Raw genomic sequence first — 19,283 nt, 5'->3', positions numbered from 1 at the left:
GGCTGCTCTGCATGGTCGGGGGCCATTCCCCCGCCCCCGCACTACCCCCGTGGTGCGGCCCGCACCACTCCTCAGCTCCGGACCCCACCGCCCTCCCGAAACCCGGCTGGGCCTGGCGGTTGAGTTCCCTGTATCGCCGCCGCCCAGCCGTTCCAACCACCTCCTGGCCGACACCTCGGGCCAGGCAGGGTCGAGTGTCCTGGGCGGTAGGACACCGGAGGCCCCCGTCACCTCACCGGGAGCCTCCCCCTGAGGTGGCCGGCTCCGAGTGTGACCGCCGCGCCTGGGCGGTCACATTCGGAGCCCCTTAGCTCTTGGTCAGGCGAGGTTCCGCGTCATCCGTCGCAGTACGTCGACGGTGGCCAGGTACTCCTCGTCGCTGATGCCGGTGGTGATCTTCCGCCGCTGCGCCCGGACCTTGGTGTCCAGGGCCGCCAGCGCGCGCTCACCGGCCTCGGTCAGCTCGTCGCCGGTCAGCCATCCGCGCTCGACCAACGGATTCGTCACTGCGGCGAGCCCGGTCGCACTGTCGCTGAGGAAGGGCGACAGTGCGACCGCGACCGGCTGCGGCTGGGCATGGACAACAGCGAGCCGGTCGCCACGGTCGAGGCGGCGATGATCGCGATCCGCCGCCGGCAGACCCGGCGTACGTTCGCGGTGCAGGCGGGCGGACCTGATCCGGTCCAGGAGGTCCTGGACGCGATCGAGGCCGCCGAGCCGGAGCCGCTCGGCGTGAACGGGGTTGCCGTGGCGATGGGGGTGGACCAGCCGCGGGCGAGCAAGCTGGTCGCCGCGGCGGTGTCGGCCGGTCTGGTACGACGGGAGGCCGATCAGGCCGACGGCCGTCGTACGAACCTCGTCCTGACCGCGGACGGGAGGCGGCAGTTGGACGTCGTCCACGGCTTCCGCCGGGACCGCTTCGCCGCAGCAATGGAAGACTGGACGGATGGCGAACGAAACACCTTCGCGGACCTGCTGAGCCGGTTTGTGACCGCGTTGGACCGTTAGATGTCCGCTTCCGGTCCGGGGCAGGCGCGCTGCAGGTTGGCGAAGGTCCCGTCCGGGTCGTGCAGGATCCGGATGCCGTCGCTGACGACGCGCCTGGTGCCTGCGTCGACCGGGTCGAGGTCGGCCCAGGCGGTTGCCGTCACGCCCAGCTCGATCTCCAGGCCGGAGGCCCGCACGATCCGGACCTCGGTCAAGTGCGGACCCCACTGCTGCCGGCGTACGACGCTCACGGCGCCGAAGGCCTCCAGCCAGCGGTCGTCGGCCAGATACTTCTCCGGTACGTCGGTCAGCAGCACGAGGTCCACGTCCGAGGTCATCCGCGCCGCATCGCGTGCCCACGATCCGACCATCGCCATCCCGCGGACCTCCGGCTGGCCCTCCGCCCACCGGACCGCCGCGGCGACCACCTCGTCGACCTCCTCCCGTCGCACCGACAGGTCGGCGACGTAGACGGCGAACGGAGCGTCAGGCTGTACGTCGGGCGAGCCCTCGGCCCAGCCTTCCGCGCGGACCTCACCGGCGTACCGCATGCCGATCCGCTGCATGACCGCCTGGGAGGCGGTGTTGACGCGCTCGGTCAGGGCGATGACGGCCTGGGCGCCGAGCGTGCTGAAGGCGAAGTCCAGACCGGCGCGACCGACCTCGCCCGCCAGTCCGCGTCCGCGGGCCGACTCCTTCAAGGCCCAGCCGAGCTCGAGCCGGTCGACCGCCCACTCCGGTCCGACCAGCTCGGCGATGGCCGCGGTTGTCGGCGAGTCGACCGGGATCCGCGAGAGACCGCCGCGGCCGGCGAGGGCGCCGGTCCGCTCGTATGCGATCCACTTGCCGACGGAGTCGCGCTCCCAACCGGCCTGGATGGTCGCGACCTGCTTGTCGGCCTCCTCAGGCGACCAGTGCGCGTCGTACCAGCGGGCCACCCACGGATCGGCGAAGACCTCCGCCAGGTCCGCAGCATGTCCGGGGAGGACACCGTTGGGTCCGGTGATCGGCTCCAGCCGCAGGCGGTCGGTGAACCTGGTCCGGACCGCGTGGGCCACGAGGTCGCGCAGCCGGCGGTCGCCGTCGGTCCGGTTGACCATCAAGAGGTCCAGGTCGTCCGGTCCGGCCCACGCGGATGCGTCGTGCTTGCCGGCTTCGAGACGCGGCTTGGCCAGGTCGCCGTCGACGGTGATGAGGTAGTCGACCTCCCGCCGTACGCGGCCCTCCCATTCCCACTCCCAGTCGGCGACGGTCCAGACGATGTCGCGGACCTTCCAGCCCGTCTCCTCCTCGACCTCACGCGCCAGGGCCTCCTCGGGCGTCTCACCTGGCTCGAGGTGCCCGCCGACGATGTCCCAGATCCCGGGTAACAACCGCCGCTCCGCCGTACGCCGCTGCAGGTAGACGCGATGCTGCTCGTCCCGGATCAGTGCACCAACACAGTCGACTGCACGCATGCCCTCAAACCTAGAACAGCCACACCTGGCGCCTCGACCGGTTTAGCGGTAGCCAGTGCCGTTGCACATCGCGCAGGTTGTGTAGCCGCCGCTGCAGTGCCCGCAGGTCACGAATGTGCCGTCGTAGTCCTGCACCGAGCCCCGGCCGTTGCAGGTCCAGCACATCTGCTTACCGCCCTGGCAGCTGCAGGGTGACTTCGTCGACACCGGTATCCACTCGCCCGATGTCGATCTCGTCGGCTGAGGAGCCGGCGCGACTGCTCGCGCACGCGCAGCCCGGCGCGCTGTCCGGGCTGTGATGCAGTCCGCGTCAGCTCTGGCGACCGGTGGCCTGATCCGGATGTAGTACCAGAGCGCCAGCGGGATGCTCAGCAGGACCAGGTACGCGACGATGGGCAGCAAGGCCCACAGCCACTTCCGCTTCCCGGCCTGCTTCCAGGCGTGACCGTGCAGTCGCAGCACGCTGACGAACATCACCAATGACGTGAACAGGCTCGCCAAAGCGATCAAGTTGAGTGTCTTCATGCCCCCGCCCCCCAGTTCGGAGTATGTGCTGCGGATCGCAGCCGCACAAGGGGATCAGGCGTCGGACAGCGGCCGCTCGACGACGCGGTTCGGCATGAACACGACGGCGGCTACGAGGAGTACGGCGGCGATCGCGGCGCCGTAGTACACGTCGTGGATCGCCGGAGCTAGTACGTCGCTGGGCAGCTTCTCCAGGTCCTCGTGGTCGCCGCCGAGACGCGCGGCCACCACACCGTTGGCCACGGCACCGAATACCGCGACGCCGACCGCGCTGCCGACCGAGCGGGAGAACATGTTGGCGCCGGTCACCACGCCACGCGTCTGCCAGTCCACCGACGACTGTGCGGCGACGACCGACGGCGAGGCCGAGAAGCCCAGGCCGATGCCGATCACGAAGCAAGCCGCGGCCAGGTGCAGTACGGAGCTCCCGGACCCGACCGTCAGCAGCAGCGCAGAGCCGAGTACGACGATGATCGCGCCCATCAGCATCGTGGTCCGGAAGCCCACCCGCAGATAGATGCGTCCGGCAAACGATGCGGCGATCGGCCAGCCCAGAGTCATTGCCGCCAAGGCGAATCCGGCGACCAGGGCCGACGTACCGAGCACGCTCTGCGCATACAGCGGGACGTACGTCGACAGCCCGATCATCAGCAACCCGATCAGCAACGCCGCCGAGTTCGCCGAGTTCAGCACCCGCCGCTCGAGCACCCACAACGGCAGTACCGGCTCGGCGGCGCGGCGCTCGACCAGGACGAACGTGGTCAGCAGCACGACCGCCGCGGCCAGGATCACGATGCTCGCCGCTGAGTCCCAGTTCCACATCACGCCGCCCTCGAGCAGCCCGAGCAGCAGCAGCGAACCGCCGACCGCGAGCAGGACCCCGCCGGCGTAGTCGATCTGGTGACTGGTCTTGGTCGCGACCTTCTCCTCGAACCGGCGAACCAGCACCCAGGCGGCCGCCGCCCCGAGCGGGATGTTCACGAAGAAGATCCACCGCCAGGAGATGTAGTCGGAGAACACACCGCCGAGCGTCGGCCCGACGAACGACGAGATCCCCCAGACGCTGGCGATGTAGCCCTGCACCTTGGCCCGCTCCGCGACCGTGTAGATGTCGCCGACGATCGTCATCCCGATCGGCTGGATCGCGCCCGCGCCGAGCCCCTGGATCAGCCGGAACGCGATCAGCGCCGGCATGCTCCAGGCGAACCCGCAGAGCACCGACCCGAGGATGAACAGCCCGACGCCGAGCAGCATCATCGGCTTCCGCCCGCGCTGGTCGGCGAGCTTGCCGTAGATCGGCACCGACACCGCCTGCGCGAGCAGGTAGATCGAGAACAGCCAGGGGAACTGCGTGAAGCCGCCGAGGTCGTCGACGACCGACGGTACGGCGGTGGCCAGGATCGTCGCGTCGATCGCGACCAGCCCGACGCTGAGCATCACCGCCAGCAGGATCGGCCCTCGCTCCGACCGAAGCCCCACACTCGTCCGGTCGATCCGCTCAGTAGTCATATTACCGATCAATGTATGTGAACCGACAACAATTCCCCTACGCGCTGATCGCCTGCTGGACGGCGACGCGCGCGGCCGGGACGGTGGGCTCACGGACCGTTACGCTCCGGTGGGTGAGGATGCGGGACGGTCTGGTGCGCGCCGTCGTGCTCGTGGTGACCGTCTCGCTCACGCTGGTGCTGCTGCCGATCGCGATCAACGTGGGCACCGGCGGGACTGCGCCGGCCTTTCTCGAGCCGTACGTCGGTTGGGCCTGGCCGCTGATCGGAGTGCTGTGGGCGGTGGCGATCGTCACCGCGCTGCTCGAGCTCCGCAACCGTCGTCTGCCCGTCGTCTCCAGCCGCAGCGCCGACCAGCCGCGCAACCGCACGAACGCGCTGGCCCGCATCGACCGCTACCTGTCCGAGCGCCGGGCCGGGTCGCTCGCCTCGCGGACGCGGATAGCGCTGGCTCTCGACGAGCACCCGGACGCTGTGGTCCGTCCGTACGACCTGCTGGTTCAGCCGCTCGACCGCGAGCCCAGACGGGTGCCGGACGAGGCGGACATCGCGAGCGTCTTCGACGAGCTGCAGGACTCCATGCTGGTCCTGGGCGCACCTGGCGCCGGCAAGACCACTCTGCTCGTGGAGCTCGCCCGGGACCTCGCAGGGCAAGCACATGCCGACGACAGCCTGCCGATCCCGGTCCTGCTCGACCTGGCCGGGTGGAACACCCAGTCCGCCCATCACAGCGACGACGACCCCAACGACAGCGCACTGCTCGCCGGCTTCGTCCGCTGGCTGCTGTACGAGCTCGACGACCGCTACGGCATCCCAGCGCCGGTCGGACGCACCTGGTTGCGCGACGGCCGCTTCGCGTTGCTGCTGGATGGACTCGACGAGATCAACGAACCGGACCGCGCCAAGCTCGCACCGGTCCTGGAGGAACTCCGCCACAACTACCTGGTCGGTCCGATCGCAGTGACCTGCCGCACGCACGACTACGAGCGCCTGCCCCACCAGCTGAGGCTGTACGGCGCCGTACACATCAGACCGCTCACCCGGCAACAGGTCCTCGACTACTTCGCCGCTGTCGGCTCAGCACTCGACGGTGCTCGGACGGCGATCGAGCAGGACGACGAGCTATGGGACCTGATCAACTCGCCGCTGATGCTCAACGTGATGGTCCTGGCGTACCAGGGCCGAGCGCCGGAGGACGTGCTCGCCGGTGGGGTCGCGGACCAGCGGCGTGAGCTCTTCGACACCTACATCTGCGAGGTCCTCGCCCGGAACCGCAAGATGGCGAGGCAGTACGACGCCAAGACCGCAGTACGACGTCTGTGGTGTCTGGCGTGGTGGACGCGCAGTCGTGCGGGCGACCGCACCGCAGTACCGCGGTGGATGACCCCGAACGGCTGGTTCGGACTGTCGTTGCCGGACGTGGACTACCTGACACACGCGGTCTGCCTGCCGGCTCTGTTCGCTGCGCTGGGTGCGGGCGCGACGCTGGTCATGATTGCGCAGTACGGCGCCCTCGCCGGGCTGGCCGTTGCTGGTGCGACGCTCTTGCTCGTTCACTTGAGGCCGCACTCGTGGCAGCGGCTGACGGGAAGGGCGCCGGACCGCGGGCTGCTGTTCGCACTCGTCTTCCTGGCAAGCACGGCAGTGACAGTCCTGGTGACGGTGGCCGCACTGGGGCTGGTTGAACTGCTGACGGCGAGAGTGGCGCTCATTGTCGAGGCGATGGTGATCGCTGGGTCGTACGCCGTTGAGTTCGTGATCTTCCACGACAACTCGCGCCGGCTGCTGCTCGGTCTGCGGCTGGCTTTGGTCGTCGTGGCGAGCTGGATCACGCTGAGCCTCGGTGATCCGACCAGCTTCGCGTCCGGAGTGGCGATCGCGCTACTCGTTGCCCAGGGCATCCGGATGGCGAAGTCGCTGCCGACGGACCACCTGCCCGCCACACCCGACAAGGGATGGCGGATGGACCCGTGGGTCGGCGCCGGCGTCGTCGCTGCCTTCATTGTCGCGGCCGCTCTCGGGGCGGACCTGGCGTCGCCGCAACTCGAGGCGGTCGTCGGCATCTTGCTCGGTACGGTCGCTGCGAAGCCCTGGCGACGGCGACCACCTGTCCTCGCCGGACCGCTGTCCCGGCTGCTCCACGACTCGCTGCTCCGCTGGACCGGGTACCTGCCGTGGCATCGCCGCGCCTTCCTCCGGTACGCCGCGGACCGCTACGTGCTCGCGCACACCGGGCGCGGGCAGTACGCGTTCATCCACCTGCTCGTTCGCGATCACCTGGCCGAATGCTCTCCGGACGAACTCGCGGCGAAGGTCGACCGCCGGATCGCGGAGCGCGCTGCCCGGCGCCAACCGGCTCGTTGATCGCGTACCCGATGAGGCTGCAGCACACGATCAGCGCGATCAGGGTGGCCAGGGCAAGTTGCAGTGAGGTGTGCTCGGCGATCGTGCCGAGGACCGGGGTGGCGACGCCGCCGATGCTGACGGCGAGGCCGAGCGTCATGCCACCCGCCGTACCGACGCGTCCCGGGAGGAAGTCCTGCCCGAGCGTCACGTGCAGCGAGAACGGGATCGACATCGCGATCGCGGTCCAGGCCAGGAAGACGAAGAACGCCGGGCCGGGGACGAGCACCAGGCAGGCGATCGCCGGAACTGCGACGGCGTACGACGTTCGGAGGGTGCGGACACGCCCGTACCGCGTGGCGAGGCGACCGCCGATCAGCGTGCCGAGTGCGCCCGCTGCGAAGAGGATGAACAGGGCGATGCCGCCGGTCGTCGTACCGCCGCCGACGCGTTGACCGGCGTACAGCGCGATGAACGTGCCGAGGCCGACGAAGACGATCGAGCGGCAGATCATGATCGCCGACAAGCGCAGGAACGACGGCCAGTCGTCGATGCCCTCTGGTCGGCCGCGGGTCACCGTGTCGGTGACGCGCGAGCGGATCGCCCAGGAGGTGATCGCGGCGCCGAAGAGCGCGGGTACGACGAGCACCGGGGTCAGTGCGAGCCCGCCGGCGGCGATGATCGGGGTGACGAGGACCGGTGCGAGTGCGAAGCCGACGTTGCCGCCGACGGAGAACCAGCTCATGCCGACGTGGCTGCCACCGCTCACGATGCGGGCCATCCGCGCCGCCTCCGGGTGGTACGCCGCGACGCCGAGCCCCGACAGCGCGGCCGCGAGCCAGCTGAGGATGTAGGTGTGACCAACGCCGATGAGCGCTATGCCGAGGCCGGCTGTTGTCATCGCGACCGGGATCAGCCAGGTCAGCGGGCGCCGGTCCGTCAGTACGCCGAACACGGGCTGGACGACGGATGAGAGCAGGGTCGCGGCCAAGGTGATGCCGGACACCGCGACGTACCCGAGGCCGCGCTCGGCGACGAGGAACGGGACGAGTGCAGGGACGCTGCCCTGGTAGACGTCTACACACGCGTGGTCGGTCGCCATCAGTCCGATCGGTCGAAGTCTTCTCACCACTCGATCGTTGTCGGCGGGTGGGCTGTCCGGCTTCCGATAAAATGACAATCTATGCCGGAAACCCGCCAACGCCCCGCGACCACCGGCCACCGCCCGATCGAAGCCGGCGGCGGCATCGAGGCGCACTGGCACGACCGCCACCAGATCGTGTACGCCGGCCGCGGCGTCCTCTCCGTCACCACGGATGCCGGCAGCTGGGTAGCCCCCGCCACCCGAGCCATCTGGATCCCAGCAGGCACCCTCCACCAACACCGCGCCTACGGCGAAACCACCCTCCACACAGTCGGCCTCCAAGAGAACCCGCTAGCTCTGGACGCCCCGTCGGCCCTGGTAGTAAGCCCGCTCCTCAGGGAACTGCTCTTGGCCTACACCGCCGCCGAAGAAGACGACGACAGCGCAGCGCGCCTGCGCTACGAGGTGGGTGGGTCGGGCGAGCACGCGCGGTACGACGGGTCTGCGGAGCGGGAGCGGCTCCGAGGCGTCCTGCTTGATCAGTTGCGGCGGTCGCATCAGCGGGCTACCTACTTGCCGACGGCGCGTGATCCCCGGCTGGTGGCGGTGTGCGAGCTGCTGAGGGTGGAGCCGTCGGACGGCCGGACGCTGAGCGAGCTGGGTCGGGCGGTTGGAGCCAGCGAGCGGACTCTCAGTCGGCTGTGCAAGAGCGATCTGGGGATGACGTTCCCGCAGTGGCGGACTCAGCTCCGGCTGCATGAGGCGCTGCGGCTGCTTGCGGAGGGGGAGTCGGTGACTCGGGTGGCGCACCGGACCGGGTGGGCGTCGGCGAGTGCGTTCATCGACACGTTCCGGCGGGCGTTCGGTCACACGCCGGGTTCGCGGAGGGCCTGATCGAGGATTCGGCTCCACTGGCGGACGATGCCGCGGCGGCGGGCGCTGTCGTCGGTCAGCAAGTCGGCGAGGCCTAGACCGCGCGCCATGTCCAGCACGCCCTGCACCGTCTCCCGCACCCCGGGCGTGCGTTCGCTGACCTCCAGCACCTCCAGCAGCGCCCGGTGTGCCTGCCGCCCCACATGCGACTCCAACCGCACGATCTGCCCGCGCAGCGCCTCTTCGGTCGACGCCGCCACCCACAAGTGCAGCGCCGCCCGGAACAGCGGGCCTGTGTACACATCGGCCAGCATCCCGACGATCGCCTCTGTCCGCCCCGCCCCGCGAGGCAACCCGGCGGCCTGTGAGCGGATCTCGGCCAGCCGCACCGACGTCATGTACTCGACCGCCGCCGCGAACAGATCCGCCCGGGTCGGGAAGTGATGCTGAGCAGCTCCCCGCGAAACCCCGGCCCGGGTCGCCACGACGCTCACCGTCGTCGCGGCGTACCCGACCTCGGCCAGGGATTCGACCGCCGCCTCCAGCAACCGCTGCCGGGTCGCCCGCGAGCGGTCCTGCTGCGGTGCCTTGAGCACCTCACTCACGCGCGGCCTCGCGAGCCCGCAGTTCCCGCCGCAGGATCTTCCCCGACGCCGCCTTCGGCACGGCGTCGATGAACTCCACCTGCCGGATCTTCTTGTACGGCGCGACCCGGGCGGCGACGTACTCCATCACGTCCGCCTCGGTCAGCTCGGCACCGGGCATCGGCACCACGAACGCCTTCGGTACTTCGTTGCCCTCAGCATTGACCCCGATCACCGCCGCGTCCGCGATCCGCTCGTCGGTGAGCAGCACCGCCTCGAGCTCGGCCGGCGGCACCTGGTACCCGTGGTACTTGATCAGCTCCTTGACCCGGTCGATGACGAACAGGTAGCCATGCGAGTCCATCCGCCCGATGTCCCCGGTGTGCAGCCAGCCGTCGGCGTCGACGGTCGCGTCCGTGTCGGCCGGCCGGCCGAGGTACCCCTTCATCACCTGCGGCCCGCGGATCCAGATCTCGCCCTCGTCCGCATCGTTGCCATCGGCACCGACCAGCCGCATCTCGGTCGACGGGAACAGCTTGCCCACGGCACCCGGCGGCGGCTCCGGGTCGTCCTGCGGTACGACGTGCGTCCCAGGCGACAACTCCGTCATCCCATAGGCCTGGAGTACGGCGTGCAACCCGAGCCGCTTCGCACACGCCTCGGCCAACTCGCCGTCCAGCGGTGCCGCCGCGGAGGTCACCCACTTGAGGTGCGACAGGTCCACCCCGTCGACCGCCGGGTGCTTGGCCAGCGCCAGCACGACCGGCGGCGCGACGAACGCGCGGGTGATTCGGTGCTTCTCCAGCGTGGTCAGGAACTGCTGCAGATCGAACTTCGGCAGAACGACGACCGTCGCGCCGAGCCGGAGCGGCAGATTCATCAGCACCGACAGCCCGTAGATGTGGAAGAACGGCAGGATCGCGATGATCCGCTCGCCGTCCTCCAGGTCGAACATCGACTCGGCCTGGTGGATGTTCGTCGCGATGTTCCGGTGCGTCAGCATCACGCCCTTGGCGGCGCCCGTCGTACCGCTGGAGTACGGCAGCACGGCGACGTCCTCGGACGGGTCGATCGAAACGACCGGCTCCGGGGCCGTGGACGCGACCAGCTCCATCACCGAGCGGTACCCCTCGGCCTGGTCGCAAACGAAGATCTCCGTGACGTCCGTACCCTCGACCGCCGCGGTCGCGACCGGCAGGAACAGCGAAATCGTCACCAGCAACTTCGCCTTCGAGTCGATCAACTGCTTGTGCAGCTCGTCCGCGGTGTAGAGCGCGTTCACCGTGGTCACGGTCGCGCCGGCGCGGGTGGCGCCGTAGAACACCACCGGGTACAGGATCGTGTTCGGGCTGTAGAGCGCGATCACGTCGCCGTGGCGGATCCCGAGCTCGGCGAGCCCGGCCGCGACCCGGCGCGTCATGTGGTCGAGCTGGGCGTAGCTCAGTTCCTTGCCGGTGACGCCGTCGACCATGGCCGCCCGGTCGCCGAACTCCTGGGCTCTGCCGAGGACCGCCTCGTGGATCGGTAGGTCGAGCACCTCGACCGGCGGGAACTCACTGGTGATGATCATTGCCCCACTCCTTCTAGTACGACTTCGGCAGTCCCAGGCTGTGTTGTGCCACGAAGTTCAGGATCATCTCCCGGCTGACCGGCGCGATCCGGGTCGCTCGGGCCGCGGCGACCAGCGATGCGACGCCGTACTCGACAGTCATACCGTTCCCGCCGAGCGATTGCACGGCCTGATCGGTGGCCCGTACGGCGACCTCGCCGGCGGCGTACTTCGCCATGTTCGCGGCCTCACCGGCGCCCATGTCGTCGCCCGCGTCGTACAGCGCCGCGGCCTTCTGCATCATCAGCCGGGCCAGCTCGAGCTCGATCTTCACCTGCGCGAGCGGATGCGCGAGACCTTGATGCGCGCCGATCGGGGTCTTCCAGACCTGGCGTTGTTTCACGTACGCCGTCGCCTTGCCGAGCGCATGCCGGGCGATCCCGATCGCGAACGCCGACGCCATGATCCGCTCGGGGTTCAGCCCCGCGAACAGCTGCATCAGCGCGGCGTCCTCGGAGCCGACGAGCGCTTCGCGCGGGAGCTGGACGTCGTCCAGGAACAGGGCGTACTGCTTGTCCGGGCTGATCAGGTCCATCTCGATCTGCCGGAACTCCACGCCCGGCGCGTCGAGCGGCACGATGAACAGCGCGGGCTTCAGCTTGCCGGTCTTTGCGTCCTCGGTGCGGCCGACGACAAGGACGGCCTTGGCGACATCGAGTCCGGAGATGTAGACCTTGCGGCCGGTCAGCGACCAGCCGTCGTCGGTACGGCGGGCCGTCGTCGTGATCTGGTGCGAGTTCGAGCCGGCGTCGGGCTCGGTGATCGCGAACGCCATGATCGTCGTACCGTCGGCCAGGCCGGGCAGCCAGGTCTGCTGCTGCTCCTCGGTGCCGAAGCGGGAGATCACGGTGCCGCAGATCGACGGCGAGACGACCATCATCAGCAGCGGGCACCCGGCCGCGCCGAGCTCCTCGAGCACGATCGACAGGTCGGCCATGCCGCCGCCTCCGCCGCCGTACCGCTCCGGCAGGTTGACGCCGAGGAAGCCGAGCTTGCCGGCCTCCAGCCACAGCTCGGTCGTGTGCCCGCCGGACCGCGCCTGCCGGTTGAACCACTCGTAGCCGTACTTCTTGCCGAGCTCGCTGACGACCTTCCGCAGCTCCCGGCGTTCCTCGGATTCGACGAAACTCATGCGTCCTCCCCAACCACCGCTAGTACGGCGCCGACCTCGACCTGTTGTCCTGCTTCCACCCTGAGTTCACCGACCACTCCGTCGACCGGTGCGGAGATCGTGTGTTCCATCTTCATCGCCTCCAGCCATAGCAGCGGTTGGCCCTGGGTCACCTTGTCGCCGGTCCGTACGCCGACCCGGACCACCGTGCCCGGCATTGGCGCCACCAACGACCCCGCGGCCACCTGCCGCGCCGGATCCGTGAACCGCTCCACCGGGGTGAGGCTGACACTGCCCAGCGACGAGTCCACACAAACCAGCCCGGCGTACGCCGCCACGTCGAACACCCGCCGTACGCCGTCAACCTCCAGCACCACCCGCGCCGGCGCACTGTCCACCAACCGCACGTTGCCGTCAGCAACCAGCCCGTCGCGCGTCAGTCTGTAGGCGACCTCATGCACCACGTCACCTGCGCGGTAGCTCTTCCGCTGCGGCTGCGAAACCAGATTCCGCCACCCGCTAGGCACTTGCACAGGCGCCGGCCGTCCAGCTGCATCAGCCAAAGCAGCCGCCAACGCCGACACCTGCACCACCGCATCATCCAACGCTTCGCCGACCCCATGCTTGTCGAAGAACGCCGTGTCGGTCTCACCCGCCAAGAACGCCGGCTGCCGCAGAATCCACACCAGCAAGTCCCGGTTGGTCCCCACGCCATGGATCGTCGCCCGCTGCAACTCACTCGCGAGCCGCCGAGCCACCACGCCCCGATCAGCCCCAACTGCGATCACCTTCGCCAACATCGCGTCGTAGTACGGCGACACCTCCACCCCACCCACAACCCCCGAATCCACCCGCACGCCGACTGGTACCTCGAAGCGGTGGAGGGTTCCGGTTTGGGGTTGCCAGTCGTTTAGGGGGTCCTCCGCGTAGAGCCTGACCTCGATTGCGTGGCCGACGGTGGGAGGTGGGTTTGCGGGGAGCCGCGCGCCGGAAGCGACCGCGAACTGTAGTTCGACCAGGTCCAGGCCGGTGATCTCCTCGGTGACTGGGTGTTCGACCTGCAGGCGGGTGTTCATCTCGAGGAAGTAGAAGTTGCCGCTCTCATCCGCGAGGAACTCGACGGTCCCCGCGCCGACGTAACCAATCGCCGCCGCAGCCTTCCGAGCCGCATCGAAGAGCAGCGGACGCATCGACGGAAGACGCTCGACCAGCGGTGAAGGCGCCTCCTCGACCACCTTCTGGTGGCGGCGCTGGATCGAGCACTCGCGTTCACCGACAGCCCAGATCGTCCCGTGCTGGTCGGCCATGATCTGCACCTCGATGTGCCGGCCGGCCGCCAGGTACCGCTCGCAGAACACCGTCCCGTCGCCGAACGCCGACAACGCCTCCGCCGACGCAGCATCGATCTCCGCGGCCAGGTCCTCGAGCCGCGACACCACCCGCATCCCACGCCCACCACCACCGGCCGACGCCTTCACCAGCACCGGCAGGTCCGCGGCCGACACCTCAGCAGGCGTCAGCTCAGCCAGCACCGGCACCCCGGCCGCCGCCATCAGCTTCTTCGCCTCGATCTTCGACCCCATCGACGAGATCGCATCGACCGGCGGCCCGATCCACACTAGCCCCGCATCGATCACCGCCTGCGCAAACCCGGAGTTCTCGGACAAGAACCCATACCCCGGATGTACGGCGTCCGCGCCCGCCCGCAGCGCCGCCTCGACCAGAACGTCCGCTCGCAGGTAGGTCTCACCAGGAGCGTTCCCAGGCAGATGAACCGCAGCGTCCGCCTCGTCAACGAACGGCATCCGAGCGTCGGCAGTCGAGTACACCGCGACAGTCGACAACCCCAGCGCCCGCGCGGTCCGAAAGATCCGCCGCGCGATCTCGCCCCGGTTCGCCACCAACACAGTCGTGAACATGCGCCTCACATCCGAAAGACGCCGAAGGACGACGTGCCTTCGACCGGGGCCGAGTGGATTGCGGACAGGCAGATGCCGAGGACGGTCCGGGTGTCGCGCGGATCGATCACGCCGTCGTCGTACAACCGGCCGGACAGGAACATCGGCAGGGATTCCGCCTCGATCTGGCCCTCGACGTACGCCCGCATCTGCGCGTCGGCCTTCTCGTCGTACGGCTGGCCCTTCGCTTCCGAGGCCGCCCGCGCGACGATCGACAGCACCCCGGCGAGCTGCTGCGGACCCATCACCGCCGACTTCGCCGACGGCCAAGCGAACAGGAACCGCGGATCGAACGCCCGCCCGCACATCCCGTAGTGACCGGCGCCGTACGACGCGCCCATCAGGATCGAGATGTGCGGCACCTTCGAGTTCGAGACCGCGTTGATCATCTGCGCGCCGTGCTTGATGATCCCGCCCTGCTCGTACTCCTGGCCGACCATGTAGCCGGTCGTGTTGTGCAGGAAGATCAGCGGCGTGTTCGCGCGGTTGGCCAGCTGGATGAACTGCGCCGCCTTCTGCGACTCCTCGCTGAACAGCACGCCGCGCGCGTTCGCGAGAACGCCGACCGGATACCCGTGCACCGACGCCCACCCGGTCGCCAGCGACGACCCGTACAGCGGCTTGAACTCGTCGAACACCGACCCGTCCACCACCCGGGCGATCACGTCCCGCGGATCGAACGGGATCTTCAGATCACCCGGCACGATGTCGAGCAGTTCGTCCGGGCCGAGCAGCGGTTCGTCGTACGACGGCGTCGGCGCCGCCCCGGCCTTGCGCCAGTTCAACCGGGACACGATCTGCCGCCCGAGCCGGATCGCGTCCTGCTCGTCGACTGCGAAGTAGTCCGCGAGACCCGACTTCCGCGCGTGCATCGACGCCCCGCCGAGCGACTCGTCGTCGGCGTCCTCACCGGTCGCCATCTTCACCAGCGGCGGCCCGGCCAGGAACACCTTGGCGCCGCCGTCGACCATCACGACGTAGTCGCTCATGCCGGGGATGTACGCGCCGCCCGCGGTCGAGTTGCCGAACACCAGCGCGATCGTCGGGATCCCCTCGGCCGACAACCGGGTCAGGTTGCGGAACATCGCGCCGCCGGGGATGAAGATCTCCTTCTGCGTCGGCAGATCCGCGCCGCCGGACTCGACCAGGCTGATCAACGGCAGCCGGTTCGCCCGAGCGATCTCGTCCGACCGCAGCGCCTTCTTCAGCGTCCACGGATTGCTCGCGCCGCCCTTGACGGTCGGGTCGTTGGCGGTGATCAGGCACTCGACACCTTCGACGACGCCGATCCCGGTCACCAGGCTCGCGCCGACGGTGAAATCCGAACCCCAGCCTGCCAGCGGCGACAACTCGAGGAAGTACGAGTCCGGGTCGAGCAGGAGCTCGATCCGCTCGCGGGCGAGCAGCTTGCCGCGCTTGTGGTGCCGCTCGACGTACTTCGGTCCGCCGCCCGCGAGCGCCTTCTCGTGCTCGGCGTCCAGCGCGGCAAGCTTCTCCAGCATCGCTTGACGGTTGCTCATACGGCCGCTCCGCTGCGATCGGCGGGTCGAAGGAGGTTCATGTCGTGTACCCCAGTCTCTTCGCGGCCAGGCCGGTCAGGATCCCGGTGGTGCCGCCGCCGATGGCGAGGATCTTCTGGTCGCGGTACTGGCGTTCGACCTCGGCCTCCCGCATGTAGCCGAGGCCGCCGTGCAACTGCAGCGCCTGGTCGCAGACCCACTGCCCGGCCTCGACCGCGGTGTTCTTCGCGAAGCAGGTCTCGGCGATCACTTCCTCACCCGCATCAGCCCGCCGCGCCACCTCCCGCACGTAAACTCGCGCCACCGAGATCCGCCGAGCCATCTCGGTGAGTGTGTGCTGCACGGTCTGCCGCGAGATCAACGGCCGCCCGAAGGTCTCGCGATCCCGGCACCACGCAACCGTCAGGTCCAGCGCCCGTTGCGCCCCGGCATAGGCCTGTACGGCGAGCGTCAGCCGCTCGGCGACGAAGTTCACCGCAAGCTGCACGAACCCGGACCCCTGAGCCCCGACGAGATTACCGACCGGGACCCGTACGTCGGTGAAGGACAGCTCAGCAGTGTCGGAACACAGCCACCCCATCTTCTCCAGCCGCCGCGACACCTCGAACCCCTGCTCGATCACCAGCAGGCTGATCCCGTGCGCACCCGGTCCGTCGGTGCGGACCGCGGTCGTCACGAAGTCCGCGCGGCAGCCCGACGTGATGAACGTCTTGGCGCCGTTGACGACGAACACGTCACCCTCCCGGCGAGCCGTCGTACGAATCGATGCCACATCCGATCCGCCACCAGGCTCGGTGATCGCCAGCGCGCCGATCAGCTCACCGCTCAACGTTGGCCGCACCCAGCGTTGGATCTGCTCTTGATTGCCCGCAGCAACGATATGCGGCAGCGCGATCCCGCAGGTCAGGAGCGAGGCAATCAGTCCGCCCGACCCACCTGCGTAGTGCATCTCCTCGACCACATCGATCCCGTCGAGCAACGAACCGCCGCCGCCACCGACCGCCTCCGGAAACCCGACACCGAGCAGACCGATCGCCCCGGCCTTCTTGTGCAGCTCCCGCGGGAGCTCGCCGTCGCGCTCCCACTGATCGAGCTGCGGCAACACCTCGGCGTCCATGAAACGCCGTACGGACGAGCGGAAGTAGTTCACAGCAGGACCTCCGGTACGTCGACGTACCGGGACCGCAGCCACTCGCCGACGGCCTTCGCCTGCGGGTCGAAGCGAGCCTGCGCCGCGACGCCCTCACCGAGCAGTCCTTCGACGACGAAGTTGACCGCCCACAGGTTCGGAAGGAGGTAGCGGGTCACCGTCAGCGGCTGTGTCTCAGGCAGCAGCTGCTTGAAGAGGTTGACCGTCAGCGCGTGCGCGAGCCAGCGCCACGCCTTCTCGTCCCGCACCCACACGCCGACGTTCGCGTCGCCGCCCTTGTCGCCGGAGCGTGCACCGGCGATCCGCCCGAGCGGCACCTCCCGCGTCCGCGGCGGTCCGCTCGACAGCTGGAGCAGCGGCATCGGCTCCTCGATGTCGTCCACAGTCGCCAGCGGCTGGGTCTCGGCGGCCGGCTCGATCACGCTGCGAGTGCCGTCCGGGAGTACGACGATGTGCTCGACCTCGTGGATGTCGACGTACCCGGCCCGGAACACGCCGTACGGCGAGCCGTCGCCGGGCGGGGCGGTGACGTGGAAGCCCGGGTAGCTCGCGAGGGCCAGCTCGACCGCGGCACTGCTGAACGCGCGGCCGACGACCTTCGGGTCCGGGTCCTTCACCGCGCACCGGAGGAAGACGCTCGCCTCCTCCTCCGAGTCCGCGTTCGGCTTCTCGGTCCAGGCCAGCGACCACTTCAGCTCGGCCGGCCGCTTCGGGAGTGACTGCTCGAGCTGCTGCTGGACGAGCTCAGCCTTCTGCTCCAGTTGCAGCCCGGTCAGCACGAAGTCGACCTCGTTACGGAACCCGCCGACGCTGTTCAACGAGACCTTGTACGTCGGCGGTGGGGCCTCGCCGCGCACCCCGGAGATCTTGATCCGGTCCGGGCCGTCGGCGGACAGCTCGATCGTGTCCAGGCGGGTCGTGACGTCCGGACCGGCGTACCGGGCGCCGGTGATCTCGTACAGGAGTTGCGCCTTGACCGTGTCGATGGTGACCGCGCCGCCGGTGCCTTGGTGCTTGGTGATCACGCTGCTGCCGTCCGCGTGGATCTCCGCGATCGGGAACCCGGGCCGGCCGAAGTCGCGGATCTCGCTGAAGAACGCGTAGTTCCCGCCGGTCGCCTGACAGCCGCACTCGATCACATGCCCAGCGGCGACCGCGCCGGCAAGCTCGTCGTACTGCGTCCGCTTCCACCCGTGATGCGCGGCGGCCGGCCCGACGATCACCGACGCATCGGTGACGCGACCGGTCACCACCACATCCGCACCTGCCTGCAAGGCCTCGGCGATGCCCCAAGCGCCGAGGTACGCGTTGGCTGTCAGCGGTTGCCCGAGGTCCAGTTCGGCGGCGCGGGGCAGCAGGTCGTCACCTTCGACGTACGCGATCTTCGGGTGCAGTCCGAGCTTGTCGGCCAGCTCCCCGATCGCCTGCGCCAGACCTGATGGGTTCAGACCGCCCGCATTGCTGACGATCTTCACGCCCCGGTCCAGCGCCTCGCCGAGGCCGGTCTCCAGTTGCTTGAGGAAGGTCCGCGCGTACCCGAGCGCCGGGTCCTTCAGGCGATCCCGTCCGAGGATGAGCATCGTCAGCTCAGCCAGATAGTCGCCGGTCAGCACGTCCAGCGGCCCACCGGTCAGCATCTCCTGCACCGCGCTGAACCGGTCTCCGTAGAACCCGGACGCGTTCCCGATGCGGATCGGCTCGGTCATGCGAACTGCCCCGGTCGCCGGCCCTTCCCGGGCAACCCGGCGAACGCCTGGATGATCCCCAGCCACTCTTCGGCATCCGCGCCGTCAGCCTGCACGGCCAGGTCGTCGCGGTGGCGCCGCTGGGTCGCCAGCAGGCAGAAGTCGACGGCGGGCGCGCTCACCCGCTGCCCCGCGTCCTCCGGGCCCCACGACCAGACATCACCCTCCGGCCCGGTCAGCTCAACGCGGAACTGGTCGGCCGGCGGTGTGCGGTCGTTGAGCAGGTACGCGAAGTCGCGCGTACGCACCGCAAGATGGGCGACGTGGCGCAGACGGTTGCTCGGCTGCCGTCGTACGCCGAGGGCGTCGAACACGTCCTGTCCGTGCGCCCACGTCTCCATCAACCGCGCGGTCGCCATCGACGTCGGGCTCATCGGCGGGCCGTACCAGAGCACCTTCTCGCCGGCCGGCACCTTCTTCAGCGCCTCGGCCACCTCCGCGCGCGTCTCCCGCCAGTACGGGAGCAGCTGCTCCGGCGGCAGCGCGGCGGTCTCGGCCGCACCGTCATCGACGTACGTCGTCGGGCTGGCGGCCGCCGTACGCAACGAGGCCTTGAACCCGTCCGGATCCGTCGCGGCCAGGCGTGCCGCCTCATCCGTCCAGGCGAGGTGGGCAATCTGATGCGCGACCGTCCACCCCTCAGCCGGCGTCGGCGTCGCCCACTCGTCCGCGGCCAACCCACCCACCAGCCGATCCAGTTCGGCACTCTCGGCCCACAGATCAGCCAGCACTTCATCCAGTTGCACGCCGCACTCCCTCACCAGAGGACCGTGCCCCGAGCGTCCCACGCCCCCGAAAAAGAATCAACCGTGCTTGTTTTTCTGCGACT

16 protein-coding genes are annotated in these 19,283 nt (G+C 69.2%); 3 read left to right on the top strand and 13 right to left on the bottom strand.

Going from position 1 to position 19,283, the window contains the following annotated elements; translation table 11 throughout:
- Positions 1–318: 318 nt before the first annotated feature.
- Positions 319–507 carry a winged helix DNA-binding protein gene (locus ABT313_RS17680; RefSeq protein WP_350854265.1) on the bottom strand — a complete coding sequence of 63 codons (189 nt, stop codon included), beginning with the start codon at positions 505–507 and terminating at the stop codon, positions 319–321.
- Between the two features lie 69 nt (positions 508–576).
- Between ABT313_RS17680 and ABT313_RS17675 the strand changes: the two genes are divergently transcribed.
- Positions 577–1,008, top strand: a complete 432-nt coding sequence (locus ABT313_RS17675; protein ID WP_350854262.1) for a MarR family winged helix-turn-helix transcriptional regulator — start codon at positions 577–579, stop codon at positions 1,006–1,008.
- Here the strand turns inward: ABT313_RS17675 and ABT313_RS17670 are convergent.
- The 3 genes from ABT313_RS17670 to ABT313_RS17660 are packed head-to-tail and all read right to left on the bottom strand — an operon-like array spanning position 1,005 to position 4,478.
- Entirely contained in the window at positions 1,005–2,444 is a 1,440-nt protein-coding gene (locus ABT313_RS17670; protein ID WP_350854259.1) for a GNAT family N-acetyltransferase, read from the bottom strand. The two genes, ABT313_RS17675 and ABT313_RS17670, sit on opposite strands and share 4 nt — an antisense overlap.
- Positions 2,445–2,486: 42 nt before the next feature.
- A complete protein-coding gene (locus ABT313_RS17665; RefSeq protein WP_350854256.1) occupies positions 2,487–2,969 on the bottom strand; it encodes a DnaJ-like cysteine-rich domain-containing protein in 483 nt (160 codons plus the stop codon).
- A gap of 54 nt (positions 2,970–3,023) precedes the next feature.
- A complete protein-coding gene (locus ABT313_RS17660) occupies positions 3,024–4,478 on the bottom strand; it encodes an MDR family MFS transporter (protein WP_350854254.1) in 1,455 nt (484 codons plus the stop codon).
- 119 nt (positions 4,479–4,597) lie between these two features.
- Here ABT313_RS17660 and ABT313_RS17655 point away from each other — a divergent pair, with 119 nt between their 5' ends.
- Positions 4,598–6,841 (top strand): NACHT domain-containing protein, encoded by a 2,244-nt coding sequence (locus ABT313_RS17655; protein ID WP_350855135.1) that lies wholly within the window; start codon positions 4,598–4,600, stop codon positions 6,839–6,841.
- On the opposite strand, the gene ABT313_RS17650 is transcribed toward ABT313_RS17655, so the two are convergent.
- Positions 6,729–7,949, bottom strand: a complete 1,221-nt coding sequence (locus ABT313_RS17650) for an MFS transporter (protein ID WP_350854251.1) — start codon at positions 7,947–7,949, stop codon at positions 6,729–6,731. The two genes, ABT313_RS17655 and ABT313_RS17650, sit on opposite strands and share 113 nt — an antisense overlap.
- A 54-nt stretch (positions 7,950–8,003) precedes the next feature.
- Between ABT313_RS17650 and ABT313_RS17645 the strand changes: the two genes are divergently transcribed.
- On the top strand, positions 8,004–8,798 hold the full coding sequence (locus tag ABT313_RS17645) for an AraC family transcriptional regulator (RefSeq protein WP_350854248.1): 795 nt from the start codon (positions 8,004–8,006) through the stop codon (positions 8,796–8,798).
- Here ABT313_RS17645 and ABT313_RS17640 read toward each other — a convergent pair.
- Genes ABT313_RS17640 through ABT313_RS17605 form a run of 8 tightly spaced genes read right to left on the bottom strand, consistent with a single transcriptional unit; the run spans position 8,771 to position 19,200 of the window.
- Positions 8,771–9,382 carry a TetR/AcrR family transcriptional regulator gene (locus ABT313_RS17640; RefSeq protein WP_350854245.1) on the bottom strand — a complete coding sequence of 204 codons (612 nt, stop codon included), beginning with the start codon at positions 9,380–9,382 and terminating at the stop codon, positions 8,771–8,773. The genes ABT313_RS17645 and ABT313_RS17640 overlap by 28 nt on opposite strands.
- Positions 9,375–10,931: an AMP-binding protein gene (locus ABT313_RS17635; protein ID WP_350854243.1), complete on the bottom strand. Its 1,557-nt coding sequence runs from the start codon at positions 10,929–10,931 to the stop codon at positions 9,375–9,377. The genes ABT313_RS17640 and ABT313_RS17635 overlap by 8 nt, the downstream gene beginning before the upstream one ends.
- A gap of 13 nt (positions 10,932–10,944) precedes the next feature.
- Entirely contained in the window at positions 10,945–12,102 is a 1,158-nt protein-coding gene (locus ABT313_RS17630; protein WP_350854240.1) for an acyl-CoA dehydrogenase family protein, read from the bottom strand.
- Positions 12,099–14,000: an acetyl/propionyl/methylcrotonyl-CoA carboxylase subunit alpha gene (locus ABT313_RS17625; RefSeq protein WP_350854237.1), complete on the bottom strand. Its 1,902-nt coding sequence runs from the start codon at positions 13,998–14,000 to the stop codon at positions 12,099–12,101. The genes ABT313_RS17630 and ABT313_RS17625 overlap by 4 nt, the downstream gene beginning before the upstream one ends.
- 5 nt (positions 14,001–14,005) lie before the next feature.
- Positions 14,006–15,559, bottom strand: a complete 1,554-nt coding sequence (locus tag ABT313_RS17620) for an acyl-CoA carboxylase subunit beta (RefSeq protein ID WP_350854234.1) — start codon at positions 15,557–15,559, stop codon at positions 14,006–14,008.
- 37 nt (positions 15,560–15,596) lie between these two features.
- Positions 15,597–16,709, bottom strand: coding sequence for an acyl-CoA dehydrogenase family protein (locus ABT313_RS17615; RefSeq protein ID WP_350854231.1), 1,113 nt, complete (start codon positions 16,707–16,709; stop codon positions 15,597–15,599).
- Entirely contained in the window at positions 16,706–18,415 is a 1,710-nt protein-coding gene (locus ABT313_RS17610) for an acyclic terpene utilization AtuA family protein (RefSeq protein WP_350854228.1), read from the bottom strand. Before ABT313_RS17610 ends, ABT313_RS17615 begins: the two co-directional genes overlap by 4 nt.
- Positions 18,412–19,200, bottom strand: a complete 789-nt coding sequence (locus tag ABT313_RS17605; protein ID WP_350854225.1) for a TIGR03084 family metal-binding protein — start codon at positions 19,198–19,200, stop codon at positions 18,412–18,414. Before ABT313_RS17605 ends, ABT313_RS17610 begins: the two co-directional genes overlap by 4 nt.
- Between the last annotated feature and the right edge of the window lie 83 nt (positions 19,201–19,283).

Source organism: Kribbella sp. NPDC000426 (assembly GCF_040300265.1).
Classification (GTDB): domain Bacteria; phylum Actinomycetota; class Actinomycetes; order Propionibacteriales; family Kribbellaceae; genus Kribbella.
The sequence above is the reverse complement of the archived record's forward strand: the minus strand, read 5'-3'. Positions and strand labels throughout refer to the sequence as shown.

Coding starts and splice junctions, on each gene's coding strand:
- ABT313_RS17625 (WP_350854237.1), bottom strand. CDS start 14,000: ATGTTCACGACTGTGTTGGTGGCGAACCGGGGCGAGATCGCGCGGCGG.
- ABT313_RS17635 (WP_350854243.1), bottom strand. CDS start 10,931: ATGATCATCACCAGTGAGTTCCCGCCGGTCGAGGTGCTCGACCTACCG.
- ABT313_RS17630 (WP_350854240.1), bottom strand. CDS start 12,102: ATGAGTTTCGTCGAATCCGAGGAACGCCGGGAGCTGCGGAAGGTCGTC.
- ABT313_RS17620 (WP_350854234.1), bottom strand. CDS start 15,559: ATGAGCAACCGTCAAGCGATGCTGGAGAAGCTTGCCGCGCTGGACGCC.
- ABT313_RS17645 (WP_350854248.1), top strand. CDS start 8,004: ATGCCGGAAACCCGCCAACGCCCCGCGACCACCGGCCACCGCCCGATC.
- ABT313_RS17675 (WP_350854262.1), top strand. CDS start 577: ATGGACAACAGCGAGCCGGTCGCCACGGTCGAGGCGGCGATGATCGCG.
- ABT313_RS17655 (WP_350855135.1), top strand. CDS start 4,598: ATGCGGGACGGTCTGGTGCGCGCCGTCGTGCTCGTGGTGACCGTCTCG.
- ABT313_RS17670 (WP_350854259.1), bottom strand. CDS start 2,444: ATGCGTGCAGTCGACTGTGTTGGTGCACTGATCCGGGACGAGCAGCAT.
- ABT313_RS17660 (WP_350854254.1), bottom strand. CDS start 4,478: ATGACTACTGAGCGGATCGACCGGACGAGTGTGGGGCTTCGGTCGGAG.
- ABT313_RS17665 (WP_350854256.1), bottom strand. CDS start 2,969: ATGAAGACACTCAACTTGATCGCTTTGGCGAGCCTGTTCACGTCATTG.
- ABT313_RS17610 (WP_350854228.1), bottom strand. CDS start 18,415: ATGACCGAGCCGATCCGCATCGGGAACGCGTCCGGGTTCTACGGAGAC.